The following is a 15,887-nucleotide window of genomic DNA, read 5'->3' as shown; positions in this document are numbered from 1 at the left end:
TTCAGCCTTGACGCATGGTAGATGCGCCGGCTTCACTGCGCGCATCGCTGACAATATTTAACGCAAACACGCGAGAAATTCGGACCGATCTGATGTCCGCGCCAAAGCCCGCTCTCGACAATATCGGCTTACTTTTTGTTCGATAGCTGGAGTGTGTGGCGATGGCGCTCACGGATTGGGTCGTTCTTCTCGCGATTGTGTTGATGGCAATCGCCTTCTTTTGCCGGCCGTCGAACCGGCGCGGCACGTCGGCCGAACGCGCGCGTCGCGTGCGCGGCACACGCATGCTGATTCAGGCCGCTGTTGCGCTCTGGGGCGCGCTGCTCATGCTGGAGCGCACCTTTGCCGCTCCGGCCGACTTCGCCGTGTCGTCGTGGCTGAGCCCGCGCGGCGCGCTGGCTCTGGTGTTCGTACTCGCGGTAGCGGGTTGTTTGTGGTCGGTGCGCGGGCGGCAACTGCTCAAACAGCGCCGGCTTTTCGCCTGCTGACGGGCTTCCAAAACCGCACTGGGCGCTCAGGAAGCCGGCAAGATCCGGCTGGCTGGCGCGAGCCCAGCCGCGCTCACGGCGGCAAGTTCGACTTCGTCGTCGACGTCGCCGCCACGTAGTTCGCGCTCGTGTGCGGCCATCAACGCCGCGGCTTCGCCCGGCGCGGGCGGCACGACCGCCAGCGCATCGGGCAACGACAGATAAAACGTCGTGCCCTCGCCCTCCACGGATTCCACCCACACGCGTCCGCCGTGCCGTTCGACCATTCGCCGCACCAGCGCGAGACCGATGCCTTCGCCCGGCGCGACGTTGCCATGCATGCGCTGGAACGCCTGAAAGAGGCGCGGCAACGCCACGTCGGGAATGCCGAGCCCGTTGTCGCGCACGTAGAAAATCTGCAGCGATTCCACGCCCGGCGGCGCCGTGGCCGTGCCGATCTCGATACGCCCTTCACGCGACGCATCGAGATAATTCAACGCATTGCCGATCAGATTCGCGAAGATCTGTTCGAGCGCGGTCGGGTCGCCCCACACGGGCGGCAGCGTGCGCACGCTCACCTGCGCCTGGCGTGCGCGCACCGAAGCATGCATTGCATCCACCACGCGCTGCACCAGTTCCTGCACATTGACGCGCTGACGCCGGTACTCCACGCGCCCCACGCGCGCCAGCCGCAGCAGCGCGTCGATGATGTGCGAGGCGCGCAGCACCGCCGTCTGCAAATAGCGCAGCGCTTCGCCGATGTCCTCGTTGATGATGCGCTCGACCCGCTCGCGCGCTTCGGGCGTCAGCGAGGAATGCGCCACGCGCTCGCGCAGATCGTCGCAAGCGTGATTGAGTTCGCGCGAAAAGCCTTGCAGGTTCACCAGCGGCGCGCGCAGATCGTGCGACACGCTATGGATGAACATTTCGTTTTCCTGAGTCTGCTGACGCAGGTTTTCGTTGATCGCCGCCAGTTGTTCGGCGCGGCGCGCGAGATCGGCCTGAAAACCCAGACGCAGCCGCTCCGCCTCCACGAGGCGCTGGCTGATCTGATGCAGCGTGAGATCGAGCTGGGCGATTTCGTCGTTGCCGCTCGTGAGCGGCGCAAGCGGCTCGTTGCCCGCCAGTCGCCCCGCGTTGTCGGACAGCGCATTGAGCCGCCCGCGCACACCGCGCGTGAACAGCCAGACCGACAGCGCCACCAACATGATCGAGCCGATCACGGCCGTCATCACCAGCGTTTGCTGCTGCGCGCGCGCCTGTTCGGCGGCCGTCACGCGCAGCACGTCTAGACGCCGTTCCTCGGTCTGGAACGCGCTGACCTGCGTGCGCACGCGGTCCAGCACGTCGAAGTCGGTGAACGTGCGAAAGCGCTCGACCAGATCGGCACGGCGCCCCGAGTGCAGCAGGTCCTGAATGCGATCCGACCACTGCCGGTAGCTCTGCACCGCCTGGCGGATCTGCACGGCGCGCTCGACTTGCGAAGGGTTATCGGAGACGAGATCGACCAGCCGGTCGATGCGGCGGTCCACGTCCATCCAGGTGGCCACTGGCGTCGAGAAGCGCGGTTCGCCCGCCGCCACCGCGCCGCGCAGTTTGACCGATTCGACCAGCACCGGCTCCAGCACGCGGCCGGCCTGCGCCAGCACCTCCTGGCTATGCTGCCCCATGCGCTCGGCGGCTTCCGCGTCGGCCTCGGCCTTGACGATGGCCGACAGCAAGGTCAACTCGAAAACGGCGGGGATCGCGATCAGCAACAGCCCTTTGGTGGTGAGGCGCATTGAATGGCGGTTCGGGGCGTCCGGACGGCGGAAGGTTGGAATCCGCTCATTATGTCTACGTTTGCGCCCCGCGTGCGCCCGATGTGCCTGGCGCGCGCGCCTTCTCTTGCGCCAAGGACGAAGGCGTAAGTGACGCCGCCGCGATGTCCATTCAAACGTCCATTCAACCGCGCCCTCATCGCGCTCCTGATTCGCCTCCCAGAATATTTCGAATAGCCGACAACACCTTGATAAAGAAAGGAAAAACGAATAAATCGCCCCAATCTGGCGCGTCGCCTCACCACCTTTGCGCGCAGGCACTGCAATTGTGCCGATGCACATCGCATCTGCCGTGCACCGGCGTCGTTCATCCGCGCGATATCGGCGCATGAATTGGGCCGCCAGGTTCCGCGCCGGTGCACGCGCGCACTGCCAAAATGCGTTTCGCCGATCGGCGTTTCACCATGCTGGCGCATAGCTGGCCCACATCTTGCTCATAACGCGCTCCTTTAGGGCAAATGCAGGACGCAAGATGGACAACCTCAAATCCGGCACCGATACGCTGTTTCTGCTGCTAGGCGCCGCCATGGTGCTCGCGATGCACGCGGGCTTCGCGTTCCTCGAACTCGGCACCGTGCGCAAGAAGAATCAGGTCAACGCGCTGGTGAAGATCCTCGTGGATTTTTCGGTCTCTACGATCGCCTATTTCTTCATCGGCTACACGATCGCCTATGGCGTGCAGTTCTTCTCGCCGGCCACGCTGCTCGCCGAACACAACGGCTATCAGCTGGTGCGCTTCTTCTTCCTGCTGACCTTCGCGGCTGCCATTCCGGCGATCGTCTCGGGCGGCATCGCCGAGCGCTCGAAATTCAATCCGCAGCTGTTCGCCACCTTCGTCATCACGGGTTTCATCTATCCGTTCTTCGAAGGCATGGTCTGGAACAACCGTCTGGGTTTCGAAGACGCGATCACGCATGTGTTCGGCGTGCCTTTCCATGACTTCGCCGGTTCGGTCGTGGTGCACGCGTTCGGCGGCTGGGTTGCGCTGCCGGCCGTGCTGCTGCTTGGCGCGCGGCATGGCCGCTATTCGCGCGACGGCCGCATTGCCGCGCATCCGCCTTCGAACATTCCGTTTCTCGCGCTCGGCGCGTGGGTGCTCGCGGTGGGCTGGTTCGGCTTCAACGTGATGAGCGCGCAGACCATCGACAAGATCAGCGGCCTCGTGGCCGTGAATTCGCTGATGGCGATGGTGGGCGGCACGCTGTCCGCGTGGGCCGCGGGCCGCAACGATCCGGGCTTCACCTATAACGGGCCGCTCGCGGGCCTGGTGGCCGTGTGCGCGGGTTCGGACATCATGCATCCGCTCGGCGCGCTGGCGACGGGCGCGGTGGCGGGCGTGCTGTTCGTCTATATGTTCACGTGCGTGCAGAACCGCTGGCGCATCGACGATGTGCTCGGCGTGTGGCCGCTGCACGGTCTGTGCGGCGCGTGGGGCGGCATTGCGGCGGGGATTTTCGGCACGCGTGCGCTGGGCGGCATTGGCGGCGTATCGCTGGGCGCGCAGATCGTCGGCACGCTGGCCGGCATCGTGATGGCCTCGCTCGGCGGCTTTGTGGTGTACGGCGTGCTGCGCGCGACCGTGGGCCTGCGCATCGATCAGGAAGAGGAATACAACGGCGCCGATCTCTCGATCCACAAGATCACCGCCACGCCGGAACGCGAATCGGTGTCCTGAACCGCAGCTAATGTTTAACGAAAGGCGCGAACGGTTTGCACCGTTCGCGCCTTTTTTACTGCTGGTGCTGTCAGGCGGCGATCAAAGCTGGCTCATGCCGCCATCGACGATGATTTCCGTGCCGACGATAAACGCGGATTCCGGCGCGCTCAGATGCAGAATCGTCGAAGCCAGTTCAGTTGGCGTGCCGAAGCGGCCGAGCGGGATTTGCGCCGCCAGCGCGTCTTTCGTTGCCTGATCCATGCCGATCTTGCCGTGCAGCGGCGTCGTCACGGGGCCGGGGCTCACGACGTTCACACGCACGCCGCGCGGCAGCAGTTCCGCCGAAAGCGTCTTCGCGAGCGACACCAGCGCCGCCTTGCTCGCCGCATACACCGACGACGACGGCATGCCGATATGCGCATTGATCGAGCCGTTGAGCACGATCGACGCGCCCGTATTCAGGAGCGGCAGCAGCGCCTGAATCTGGAAATACGCGCCCTTCACGTTGATATCGAAACTCTGGTCCCAAAGCGCTTCGTCGACCTGATCGAACGGCGCGAACTTCGCGACACCCGCGTTGATAAACACGGCGTCGAGGCGGATGCCGTCTTCGCCCAGCGCAGCGGCCAGTTCGCGCGAGGCCGCCGGCGACGCGGCGTCGTTACGGTAGGCGCGGGCATCGCCGCCCAGGGTTTCGCGGGCGGCGGCGAGCGTGGCTTCGTCGCGGCCGGTGACGATCACGCGTGCGCCTTCGGCTGCATAGGCTTGCGCGGTCGCGAGACCGATGCCGCTGGTGCCGCCGGTGACGAGGACAGTTTTGTTGGCAAAGCGATTCATGACGTTTCTCCTGGTGGGTGATGGTCCGTGCTGGACCGTAACGTCATGGTGCCGGGCGCGACGTGCATTGCCGTACGACATCCGCGACGAAGATATTCGATTTTTTCGAACGTTCTGGAATGGCGCTTACTTTGCTACTGCGATGCCTGCCGTTGTGTCTGTTCAGGCGCCGACTTCGATCCCCTTCACCAGCCGGCTCGCCAGGCGCGGCTCGCGCAGGCGGTCGATCCACCACTGCAACGCGCGTCCCGGCCGTTCGGCGCGCCAGGCCACATAGAGCGTGTTCGGCTCGCGCGGGCTCGCCGTCTCTTTCTCGATAAGCTCGCCGCTTGCCAGCAGCTTCGCAGCGCGCTCGCGCGGCACCCAGCCAACGCCCAGGCCGTCGCGCTGCGCCAGAATCTTCGCACGCATCGACGGAACGGCGAGTACATCCTGTCCGCCCAGCAGCCCATAAGCGCGCCCGGGCATATGCCGGGACGAATCGGCGACAGCCACGCCACGCGTCGACAGAATCCGTTCGCGCGACAGCGGCCCGGCGACGCCCGCCAGCGGATGGCGCGGCGCGAGCGCGAACACCCACTCCATCACGCCCAGTTCGAACCAGTGCAGACCGGCGATCGCGGGCGGCTCGTTGGTCGCGCCCACGATCAGGTCGGCGCGCCCGTCACGCAGCGCCTCCCACGTCCCGGCCAGTACCTCGTGCGTAAAGCGCAGCCGCACGCCCGAGTCGAGCGCATCAAAATCGCGCACGACGGGCATCAGCAATTCGAATTCGATGATCTCGTCCGTGACGATCCAGAGGCGGTCTTCCCAGCCGTTCGCCACCTGCCGCACCCGTTGCGTCATGCGCGCGACGTCCTGCATCAGCCGCCCCGCTTCATCGGCGAGCAGTTGCCCGGCGGGCGTGAGTTGCAGACGGTAGCGGCGCCGGTCGAACAGCAGCGCGTCGAAGCGTGCTTCCAGTTGACGCGCCGCATGCGACACCGTCGAAGGCGCCTTGTTCAGGCGCGCGGCGGCACGCGACAGACTGCCGCTTTCGCGGATCGCTTCGAGCAAAGCCAGTTCTTCTTCGGATAACATGTGCCGCTCCATCGAACAGGTGTGCGGCGATGGTACGGCAAAGCTCGCCGAACGGATCGGGGGGTGGAATTCCGCGATGATGTGCGCCAGCGCACAGCGAAAAAAAAGCGCCACGTGTGAACGTGACGCTTTGAAAAGTTCTAGCCATTCCGAGGGCCGTGCTAGAACCTGAGAGACGGTATTCGACCTGTGGACCGGGCCGGCAGCGAATCGCGAAGTAATCCTTGAAGCAATCGTATCCAGATAATGGGATTTATGCGTTATGCATAAACCGCGGCACTTAAAAACCTCGCAAGATTCGCGAGGTTTGGGGTTCAAGCCGATGTTTCAGACAACCTTGAAACGATTCGAAACCCTTGCCATACGATCGCACTACAGACTTCACCACGATTGCGCCATGACCGCAGAAACCGCGACTACGCCGTGCGTTGTCAAGATTTCGAGATCCTGTCGAAATTAGATTCCATTTTTTACCCAGATGCTGACTAAGTCAAGCAATTTCTCGCCAGATTACGCGAACTATCAAACAGAACACATTATGTTTTTTGAATAACGATGTGGCCCGTGTTTTCCGCACATTTGTTGATATGACGCGGGTTTCGTCCGATGGAAAGCGGTCATGCCCACATTCCGGTCCGTCGGGGCGTGCTATAGCAGCTTTGCACGCGATGCAATGAAACGTGAAATTGTGTTCCGAAAAACACGAAAAGCAACAAGACAAATTAATTTACAACTACGCCTGAGAGCTTTGCCGATGAATTCCACGCCCCCCTCCCGTGCCGACGCGGCGCGGGACACCAAAGACGGCAGCGCCGAAGAAGTCACTGCGCTTGCGCGCGGCCTCGCCGTGCTGCGCGCCATCGCCGCGGCCGAAACGCCGCTGGGCAATCGCGAACTGACGGAGCTTACCGGTATTCCCAAAGCGACGCTTTCGCGCCTGACCGGCACGCTGGTGTCCACCGGTTTCCTCGCGCGCCTGCCCGACAGCGAACGCTTCGTGCTGACTTCGTCGGTGCTGGAACTGTCGAGCGGCTTCCTGCGCAACGCCGATCTGCGCGAGCGCGCCCGTCCGTTCCTCACGCGCCTGGCCGAGCGCACCGCCCTTTCGGTGCATCTTGCCGTGCGCGACCGGCTCGATATGGTGGTGATCGACGCGATCCGGCCGCGCTCGGCCGTGCTGGTGTCGCGACTCGAAGTGGGTTCGCGCATCGACATGAGCCGCACGGCCGTGGGGCGCGCGTATCTGGTCTCGCTCGACGCCCACACGCGTGCCGAACTGACCTCGGCGCTGCAGGCCGCTGCGGGCAACGACTGGGGCTTTGTCAGCAGCCGGCTCGACGCCGCGCTCGCGGAAACCGCTGCGCAGGGCTACGGCATGGCCGTCGGCGAATGGTATGAAGGCCTGAACGCCATCGCGGGCGCGTTCGCGGGACCGAACGGCGAGCTTTACGCGATCAATTGCGGCGGCGCGGCCCAGCAGTGTCCGCGCGACTGGCTCGTCTCGCATGCCGTGCCGCTGCTGCGCGAATGCGTCGAGCGCATCGCGGCCGAAATCGGCGGCACGCCCTGCCTGCCGCCACCGTTGCGCACGCGCGCAACCGAGAACGGCCATCCGCGCTAAAAAATCCGCGCTAACTCCCCTTATTTCTGACGACCGACGACCCAAATCCTTACACAGGCCTGATACGACCTGTAACCTCCGTAACGCCTCGAAAGATACGGCACTGGACGGTAACAAAGGGCGCAACGTAGCATCATGCTTTTCAGGTAGCGTGAGCTGCCGGTAAGGCGTCGGTCAGTCATTCGTACGCCGTCGCAAGCGCACGCGCTTGCATGGCGCGAGGTTGCCAAGCGACATCGGGAAGCAAAGCGCAAAGCGGCAGCGCGAGGTCAGCCGCTCGCCAGCACACCGCGCAGCGACCCGCACCGCGCATCGTCCCCGTCGCCCGCCCAGGCCCGCCTTTCGCGATCCAGCCAGCCAGCCTCACGAGGCCCGCCAGCCGGCACCTGACATCAAGCTTGCGCGCTTCTCGCGTAGCATCGGCATCCTTGGCCGCGCGGCCAGCGGCGCCCATGCCCGCACGCACGCGCCAGACCGCCTAACCGACACGCACGCCTCTACGCACGTCACCGATACTCGCAACCGACCTGACCGATGGATCAACAAGAAAAGCGCCCGGATTCCCCTCGTCGAGATACGCCGTCATCGTCCGCCCCGGCACCGCGCAAACGGCGCGGCAAGCTGATTGCATTGGGTATCGTGCTGGTTGTGGCGGCCATCGTGCTGCTGCGCTGGCAGCCCTGGAACCGTAATCCGTCCAGCGGCGCGGGTGCGCCGAACGCCGCGAGCGGCGGCAAACATGCGGGACGCGGCGGCGCCATGGCCAACATGCCGCAGCCGGTCAGCGTGGCGACGGCCAAGTCCGGCGACATGCCCATCGTCATCACCGCGCTCGGCACGGTCACGCCGCTGGCCGACGTCACGGTGCGCACGCAACTATCGGGCACGCTGCAAAGCGTCAACTTCCAGGAAGGCCAGATGGTCAACAAGGGCGACGTGCTCGCCCAGATCGACCCGCGCCCGTACCAGATTTCGCTCGCCAACGCCGAAGGCCAGTTTGCGCGCGACCAGGCGCTGCTCGCCACCGCCCGCCTCGACCTGAAGCGCTACCAGACGCTGCTCGCGCAGGACTCGATCGCGAGCCAGCAGGTCGACACGCAAGCCTCGCTCGTCAAGCAGTACGAAGGCACGGTCAAGTCCGATCAGGCCAATATCGACACCTACAAGCTCGATCTCACCTACGCGCGCGTGACCGCGCCGGTGTCGGGCCGCGTGGGTCTGCGCCAGGTCGATCCGGGCAACTATGTGACGTCGGGCGACACCAACGGGCTCGTCGTGCTCACGCAATTGCAGCCGATCAGCGTGATCTTCACGACCTCCGAAGACAACCTCCCGTCGATCATGAAGCAGCTGCACGCCGGCACGAAGATGTCCGTGGCGGCCTACGACCGCAGCAATACCACGCTGCTGGAAAACGGCTTCGTGCAGACCATCGACAACCAGATCGACACCACCACGGGCACCGTCAAGCTGCGCGCGAGCTTCGCCAACAACGACCAGATGCTGTTCCCGAATCAGTTCGTCAATGCGCGACTGCTCGTCGATACGATCCACAATGCGGTGATCGTGCCGACTTCGGCGGTGCTCAACGGCTCGCAAGGCCAGTACGTGTACGTGGTCAAGGCGGACAACACCGTCACGGTGCGCGTCGTGAAAGTGGGCCCGGTCGATGCCGAGCGCACCAGCATCGCCTCGGGTCTCGCGCTGGGCGAGCGTGTTGTGATCGACGGCTCGGACCGTCTGCGCGAAGGCGCGAAGATCACGATTCCCGCCGAGCATCCGAAGCATGCCTCGGGCGCTTCCGGCGCATCGGGCGCCGCCGCAGCATCGGGCGCTTCGGGCGCACACCACGGCCATCGCCGCCACGCCTCTGAGACTTCGGGCCAGTAAGCCGCATGAATCCGTCCCGCGCCTTTATCCTGCGCCCGGTCGGCACGGCGCTGCTCATGGCGGCGATCATGCTGGTCGGTCTCGTCGCGCTGCATTTCCTGCCGCTGTCCGCGCTGCCTGAAGTCGATTACCCGACCATCCAGGTGCAGACCTTCTATCCGGGCGCGAGCCCGGATGTGATGACCTCCTCCGTGACGGCGCCGCTCGAACGCCAGTTCGGGCAGATGCCGTCGCTCAACCAGATGTCGTCGCAGAGTTCGGCGGGCGCTTCGGTCATCACGCTGCAGTTCAGCCTCGATCTGCCGCTCGATATCGCCGAACAGGAAGTGCAGGCCGCCATCAACGCGGCCGGCAACCTGCTGCCGTCCGACCTGCCCGCGCCGCCGATCTACGCCAAGGTCAATCCGGCCGACGCGCCGATCCTCACGCTCGCGATCACCTCGAAAACGCTGCCGCTCACGCAGATCCAGGATCTCGCCGATACGCGTCTTGCGCAGAAAATTTCGCAGGTCGCGGGCGTGGGTCTGGTGAGTCTGTCGGGCGGCCAGCGCCCGGCCGTGCGCATCCAGGCGAACCCACGCGCGCTCGCGGCCTACGGCCTGAATCTCGACGATCTGCGCACCAGCATCTCGAACCTGAACGTCAACACGCCGAAGGGCAACTTCGACGGTCCGACGCGCGCCTACACCATCAACGCCAACGACCAGCTCACCGACGCCGACGCCTACAAGGACGCCGTCATCGCCTATCGCAACGGCCGCCCGGTGATGCTCACGGACGTGGCCAACATCGTGCAGGGCGCGGAGAACACCAAGCTCGGCGCGTGGGTGGACGACACGCCCGCGATCATCCTGAACGTGCAGCGCCAGCCCGGCGCGAACGTGATCGCCGTGGTGGACAACATCAAGACGCTGCTGCCGCAATTGCAGGAATCGCTGCCGCAGTCGCTCGACGTGCAGATCGTCACCGACCGCACCACCACGATCCGCGCCTCGGTGCGCGACGTGCAGTTCGAGCTGCTGATGTCGGTCGTGCTTGTCGTGCTGGTGATGTATCTGTTCCTCGCCAACATCTACGCGACCATCATTCCGAGCCTTTCGGTGCCGCTCTCGCTGATCGGCACGCTGGCCGTGATGTATCTGTGCGGCTTCTCGCTCGACAATCTTTCGCTGATGGCGCTCACGATCGCGACCGGCTTCGTGGTGGACGACGCCATCGTCATGATCGAGAACATCGCGCGCTACGTGGAAGACGGCGACACGCCACTCGAAGCGGCGCTCAAAGGCTCGAAGCAGATCGGCTTCACCATCATCTCGCTGACGGTTTCGCTGATCGCCGTGCTGATTCCGCTGCTCTTCATGGGCGACGTGGTCGGGCGTCTGTTCCACGAATTCGCCATCACGCTGGCCGTGACCATCGTGATTTCGGCGATCGTCTCGCTCACGCTGGTGCCGATGATGTGCGCGAAGATGCTGCGCCACACGCCGCCCACCGAAAGCCGCCGCTTCGAGACGCGCGTGCATGCGTTCTTCGACTACATCATCGGCCGTTACGGCGTGGCGCTCGAATGGGTGCTGGCGCGCCAGCGTCTCACGCTGCTGGTGTTCGCGATCACGCTGGTGCTCACCGGTTTTCTCTACGTGGCGGTGCCCAAGGGCTTCTTCCCCGTGCAGGATACCGGCGTGATCCAGGCGATCACGCAGGCGCCGCAGTCGGTCTCGTACGCGTCGATGGCCGAACGCCAGCAGGCGCTCGCCGACGAAATCCTCAAGAACGACAACGTCGAAAGCCTGACGTCGTTTATCGGCGTGGATGGCACGAATATCACGCTCAACAGCGGGCGCATGCTGATCAACCTGAAGGCGCGCGACGACCGCAGCGAAACCGCGAGCGAGATCATCCGCGATCTGCAGCAATCGACCTCGCACGTGCCGGGCGCAACGCTCTACATGCAGCCGGTGCAGGATCTGACGATCGACTCGACCGTGAGTCCGACGCAGTATCAGTTCATGCTCACGACGCCCAACATTCAGGACTTCACGACCTGGGTGCCCAAGCTCGTGCGCCGTCTGCAGCAAGTGCCCGAACTCGCCGATGTCGCCACCGATCTGCAGGATCAGGGATCGTCGGTATTCATCGAGATCGACCGCGCGAGCGCGGCGCGCTACGGCATCACGCCCGCGACCGTCGACAACGCGCTTTACGACGCCTACGGCCAGCGCATCATCTCGACGATCTTCACGCAGTCGAACCAGTACCGCGTGATCCTGGAAGCCGATCCGGTGATGCAGCACTACACCGATTCGCTGAACTCGATCTACCTGCCCTCCTCGACTTCGACCACCGGCCAGGTGCCGCTCTCGGCCATCGCGAAGTTCCACGAGCGGCCCGCGCCGCTGCTGGTCTCGCACCTCTCGCAGTTCCCGGCCACCACGGTGTCGTTCAACCTCGCGCCGGGCGCGTCGCTGGGCGCGGCGGTCAAGGCGATCCAGCAGGCCGAACAGGATATCGGCCTGCCCGGTTCGTTCCAGACGCGCTTCCAGGGCGCGGCGCTCGCGTTCCAGGCGTCGCTGTCGAACGAACTGTTCCTGATCCTCGCGGCCATCGTGACGATGTATATCGTGCTGGGCGTGCTCTACGAGAGCTTCGTGCATCCGATCACGATTCTCTCGACGCTGCCTTCCGCCGGGATCGGCGCGCTGCTTGCGCTGATGATCACCGGGCACGATCTGGACATCATCGGCATCATCGGCATCGTGCTGCTGATCGGTATCGTCAAGAAGAACGCGATCATGATGATCGACTTCGCGCTCGACGCCGAACGCAACGAAGGCAAGCCGCCGCGCGAGGCGATCTATCAGGCCTGCCTGCTGCGCTTTCGCCCGATCATGATGACGACGATGGCGGCGCTGCTCGGCGCCTTGCCGCTGATGCTCGGCACTGGCGCGGGTTCGGAATTGCGCCGGCCGCTGGGGATTGCGATCGCGGGCGGTCTGATCGTGTCGCAGGCGCTCACGCTGTTCACGACGCCGGTGATCTATCTGGCCTTCGACGCGCTCGCAGCGCGTATGCGCAAGCGTTTTGGCGGCGGTTCCAATCCCACCCCGCCAACCCCGCCCGCGCCTTCGGCCGACGCGGAGCACTGACGCGATGAATCTCTCGCGCCCGTTCATTTCGCGCCCCGTCGCGACCACGCTGCTTGCGCTGGGCATCGCGCTCGCCGGCCTCTTCGCCTTCACGAAGCTGCCGGTGGCGCCGCTGCCGCAGGTGGATTTCCCCACCATCTCGGTGCAGGCGACCTTGCCGGGCGCCAGCCCGGAAACCGTGGCGACCAGCGTGGCGAGCCCGCTGGAACGTCACCTCGGTTCGATCGCCGACGTCTCCGAGATGACCTCGCAAAGCTCGGTGGGCAGCACGCGCATCACGCTGCAGTTCGGCCTGAACCGCGACATCGATGGCGCCGCCCGCGACGTGCAGGCGGCCATCAACGCCGCGCGCGCCGACCTGCCCACGAGCCTGCGCTCGAACCCCACGTACCACAAGGTCAATCCCGCCGACGCGCCGATCCTGATTCTCGCGCTCACCTCGCCCACGCTGACGCCCGGCCAGTTGTACGACTCGGCCGCCACCGTGCTGCAGCAGTCGCTCTCGCAGGTGGACGGTATCGGCGAAGTCGATGTGAACGGCTCGGCAAACCCCGCCGTGCGTATCGAACTGGAACCGCACGCGCTGTTCCATTACGGCATCGGTCTCGAAGACGTGCGCGCCGCGCTGGCCTCGGCGAACGCGAACAGTCCGAAGGGCGACATCGAGTTCGGTCCGCAGCGCTACCAGCTCTACACCAACGACCAGGCGAGCAAGGCGAGCCAGTACAAGGATCTCGTGATCGCCTACCGCAACAACGCGGGCGTGAAGCTCTCGGATGTGAGCGAAGTGGTCGATTCGGTGGAAGACCTGCGCAATCTGGGTCTGACCAACGGCAAGCATTCGGTGCTGGTGATCCTGTACCGCCAGCCCGGCGCGAACATCATCGAGACCGTCGACCGCGTGATCGCGATGCTGCCGCAACTGAAGGCCTCGCTGCCCGCCGATGTCGACGTGATCCCCACTTCCGACCGGTCGGTGACGATCCGCGCCTCGCTCAAGGACACCGAACGCACGCTCCTCATCGCCGTGGCGCTGGTGGTGATGGTGGTGTTCCTGTTCCTGCGCAACTGGCGCGCGACGCTGATCCCAAGCGTAGCCGTGCCGATCTCGATCATCGGCACCTTCGCGGCGATGTATCTGATGGGTTTTTCGCTCGACAACCTCTCGCTGATGGCGCTGACCATCGCGACGGGCTTCGTCGTCGACGACGCCATCGTGGTGCTGGAAAACATCTCGCGGCACATCGAGAACGGCAAATCGCGAATGGAGGCGGCGCTGATCGGCGCGCGCGAAGTGGGCTTCACGGTGCTCTCGATCAGCGTCTCGCTGGTGGCCGTGTTCCTGCCGATCCTGCTGATGGGCGGCATCGTCGGCAGGCTGTTCCGCGAATTCGCGCTGACGCTGTCGCTGGCGATTGCGGTGTCGCTGGCCGTCTCGCTCACGCTCACGCCGATGATGTGCTCGCGCCTGCTCGAAGAAAAACACGAGAAGAAGGAAGAAGGCCGCTTCGCGCAGTGGCTGGAGCGCAATTTCATGCGCCTGCAGAACGGCTACGAGCGCACGCTCGGCTGGGCGCTCGCGCGGCCGCTCCTGATCCTGCTGATCCTGATCGCCACCATCGCGCTGAACGTCGTGCTCTACGTGATCGTGCCCAAGGGCTTCTTCCCGCAGCAGGACACCGGGCGTCTGATCGGCGGCATTCAGGCCGACCAGTCCACCTCGTTCCAGGCGATGAAAGTGAAGTTCGCCGAGATGCAGCGCATCGTGCAGGCCAATCCGGCGGTCGATTCGGTGGCGGGCTTCACGGGCGGACGCGCGACCAACGCGGGCTTCATGTTCGTCTCGCTCAAACCCAAGAGCGAGCGCAAGATTTCCGCCGATCAGGTGATCGCGCAACTGCGCGGCCCGCTCTCGAACGTCGCCGGCGCGCGCACCTTCCTGCAGGCGGTGCAAGACATCCGCGTGGGCGGGCGGCAATCGAACGCGCAATACCAGTTCACCCTGCTCGCCGATAACACCGCCGATCTCTACAAGTGGGGCCCCAAGCTTACCGAGGCTTTGCAGGCACGCCCCGAACTCGCCGACGTGAATTCGGACCAGCAGCAAGGCGGTCTGGAAGCGATGGTGACGATCGACCGCAAGAGCGCCGCGCGCCTGAACATTACGCCTTCGCAGATCGACAACACGCTCTACGACGCGTTCGGCCAGCGCCAGGTCTCGACGATCTACAACCCGCTGAACCAGTACCACGTCGTGATGGAAGTCGCGCCGAAATACTGGCAAAGCCCGGACATGCTCAATCAGATCTGGGTCAGCACCTCGGGCGGCACGGCGAGCGGCGCGCAGAGCACCAACGCGACAGCGGGCACGGTCACGGCGACCACCAGCGCGTCGACGGGCGGCACGAGCGGCACCACGGCAACGAGCGCGGCCACCCTCGCCGCCGATTCCGCACGCAACCTCGCGACCAACTCGCTCGCCGCCAGCGGCAAGTCGAGCGCGTCGTCGGGCGCGGCGGTGTCGACGTCGAAGGAAACCATGATTCCGCTGTCGGCGATCGCCTCGTTCGGGCCGGGCACGACGCCGCTCTCGGTGAACCACCAGAGCCAGTTCGTGGCCTCGACGATCTCGTTCAACCTGCCGCCTGGCAAATCGCTCTCGGACGCCACGCAGGCCATCTACGACACGATGGCCGAGATCGGCATGCCGCAGACCATCCACGGCAGTTTCCAGGGCACGGCGCAGGCGTTCCAGCAGTCGCTCGACAACCAGCCGCTGCTGATTCTCGCCGCGTTGCTGGCCGTGTATATCGTGCTGGGCGTGCTCTACGAGAGCTACATCCACCCGCTGACGATTCTCTCGACGCTGCCTTCGGCGGGCGTGGGCGCGCTGCTCGCGCTGCTGCTGTTCAAGACCGAGTTCAGCATCATCGCGCTGATCGGCGTGATCCTGCTGATCGGCATCGTCAAGAAGAACGCGATCATGATGGTGGACTTCGCGATCGAGGCGTCGCGTCAGGGTTTGAGTTCGCGCGATGCGATCTTCCAGGCGTGTCTGCTGCGCTTTCGCCCGATCATGATGACGACGTTCGCGGCGCTGCTGGGCGCGCTGCCGCTCGCGTTCGGGAGCGGCGAAGGCGCGGAATTGCGCGCGCCGCTGGGGATTTCGATCGTCGGCGGTCTGATCGTGAGTCAGATGCTCACGCTCTATACGACGCCGGTGGTCTATCTCTATATGGACCGCCTGCGCGTCTGGTGGGACGAGAAGCGCGGCAAGGTCGCGCCGCCGCCGCGTGCGGTGGAATAAGTGGTCGATGCGGTGAAACTGCAGTGAAAAACGAAGCGGCTGAAGCGAAAGTTTCAGCCGCT

Annotated in this window: 9 protein-coding genes; 6 read left to right on the top strand and 3 right to left on the bottom strand. The window is 64.7% G+C overall.

The features are described from left to right. Positions 1 to 161 precede the first annotated feature (161 nt). The gene (locus U5A67_RS21020; RefSeq protein WP_205986483.1) at positions 162 to 488 is read left to right on the top strand and encodes a hypothetical protein; all 327 of its coding nucleotides are present in this window, start codon (positions 162 to 164) and stop codon (positions 486 to 488) included. Between the two features lie 26 nt (positions 489 to 514). On the opposite strand, the gene U5A67_RS21015 is transcribed toward U5A67_RS21020, so the two are convergent. Beyond that, complete coding sequence (locus U5A67_RS21015; RefSeq protein WP_321815747.1) at positions 515 to 2,248, bottom strand: sensor histidine kinase; 1,734 nt, start codon at positions 2,246 to 2,248, stop codon at positions 515 to 517. 511 nt (positions 2,249 to 2,759) lie between these two features. Between U5A67_RS21015 and U5A67_RS21010 the strand changes: the two genes are divergently transcribed. Next, positions 2,760 to 3,962 carry an ammonium transporter gene (locus tag U5A67_RS21010; RefSeq protein ID WP_205986481.1) on the top strand — a complete coding sequence of 401 codons (1,203 nt, stop codon included), beginning with the start codon at positions 2,760 to 2,762 and terminating at the stop codon, positions 3,960 to 3,962. An 81-nt stretch (positions 3,963 to 4,043) separates the two neighbouring features. On the opposite strand, the gene U5A67_RS21005 is transcribed toward U5A67_RS21010, so the two are convergent. Together U5A67_RS21005 and U5A67_RS21000 are read right to left on the bottom strand one after the other, a co-directional pair. After that, positions 4,044 to 4,781, bottom strand: a complete 738-nt coding sequence (locus U5A67_RS21005; RefSeq protein ID WP_321815746.1) for an SDR family oxidoreductase — start codon at positions 4,779 to 4,781, stop codon at positions 4,044 to 4,046. Positions 4,782 to 4,943: 162 nt separating this feature from the next. Further along, a complete protein-coding gene (locus U5A67_RS21000) occupies positions 4,944 to 5,861 on the bottom strand; it encodes a LysR family transcriptional regulator (protein ID WP_205986479.1) in 918 nt (305 codons plus the stop codon). Between the two features lie 754 nt (positions 5,862 to 6,615). Here U5A67_RS21000 and U5A67_RS20995 point away from each other — a divergent pair. The 4 genes from U5A67_RS20995 (at position 6,616) to U5A67_RS20980 (ending at position 15,825) form a co-directional block, all read left to right on the top strand. Continuing rightward, entirely contained in the window at positions 6,616 to 7,482 is an 867-nt protein-coding gene (locus tag U5A67_RS20995; RefSeq protein WP_205986478.1) for an IclR family transcriptional regulator, read from the top strand. 534 nt (positions 7,483 to 8,016) lie between these two features. After that, positions 8,017 to 9,372, top strand: a complete 1,356-nt coding sequence (locus U5A67_RS20990) for an MdtA/MuxA family multidrug efflux RND transporter periplasmic adaptor subunit (protein WP_321815745.1) — start codon at positions 8,017 to 8,019, stop codon at positions 9,370 to 9,372. A gap of 5 nt (positions 9,373 to 9,377) precedes the next feature. Continuing rightward, entirely contained in the window at positions 9,378 to 12,518 is a 3,141-nt protein-coding gene (locus U5A67_RS20985) for an MdtB/MuxB family multidrug efflux RND transporter permease subunit (protein ID WP_321815744.1), read from the top strand. Positions 12,519 to 12,522: 4 nt separating this feature from the next. After that, the gene (locus tag U5A67_RS20980; RefSeq protein WP_321815743.1) at positions 12,523 to 15,825 is read left to right on the top strand and encodes an efflux RND transporter permease subunit; all 3,303 of its coding nucleotides are present in this window, start codon (positions 12,523 to 12,525) and stop codon (positions 15,823 to 15,825) included. Positions 15,826 to 15,887: the final 62 nt, after the last annotated feature.

The organism is Paraburkholderia sp. J69-1, from assembly GCF_905220255.1.
In the GTDB taxonomy this organism is placed as follows: Bacteria; Pseudomonadota; Gammaproteobacteria; order Burkholderiales; family Burkholderiaceae; genus Paraburkholderia.
The sequence above is the reverse complement of the archived record's forward strand: the minus strand, read 5'-3'. Positions and strand labels throughout refer to the sequence as shown.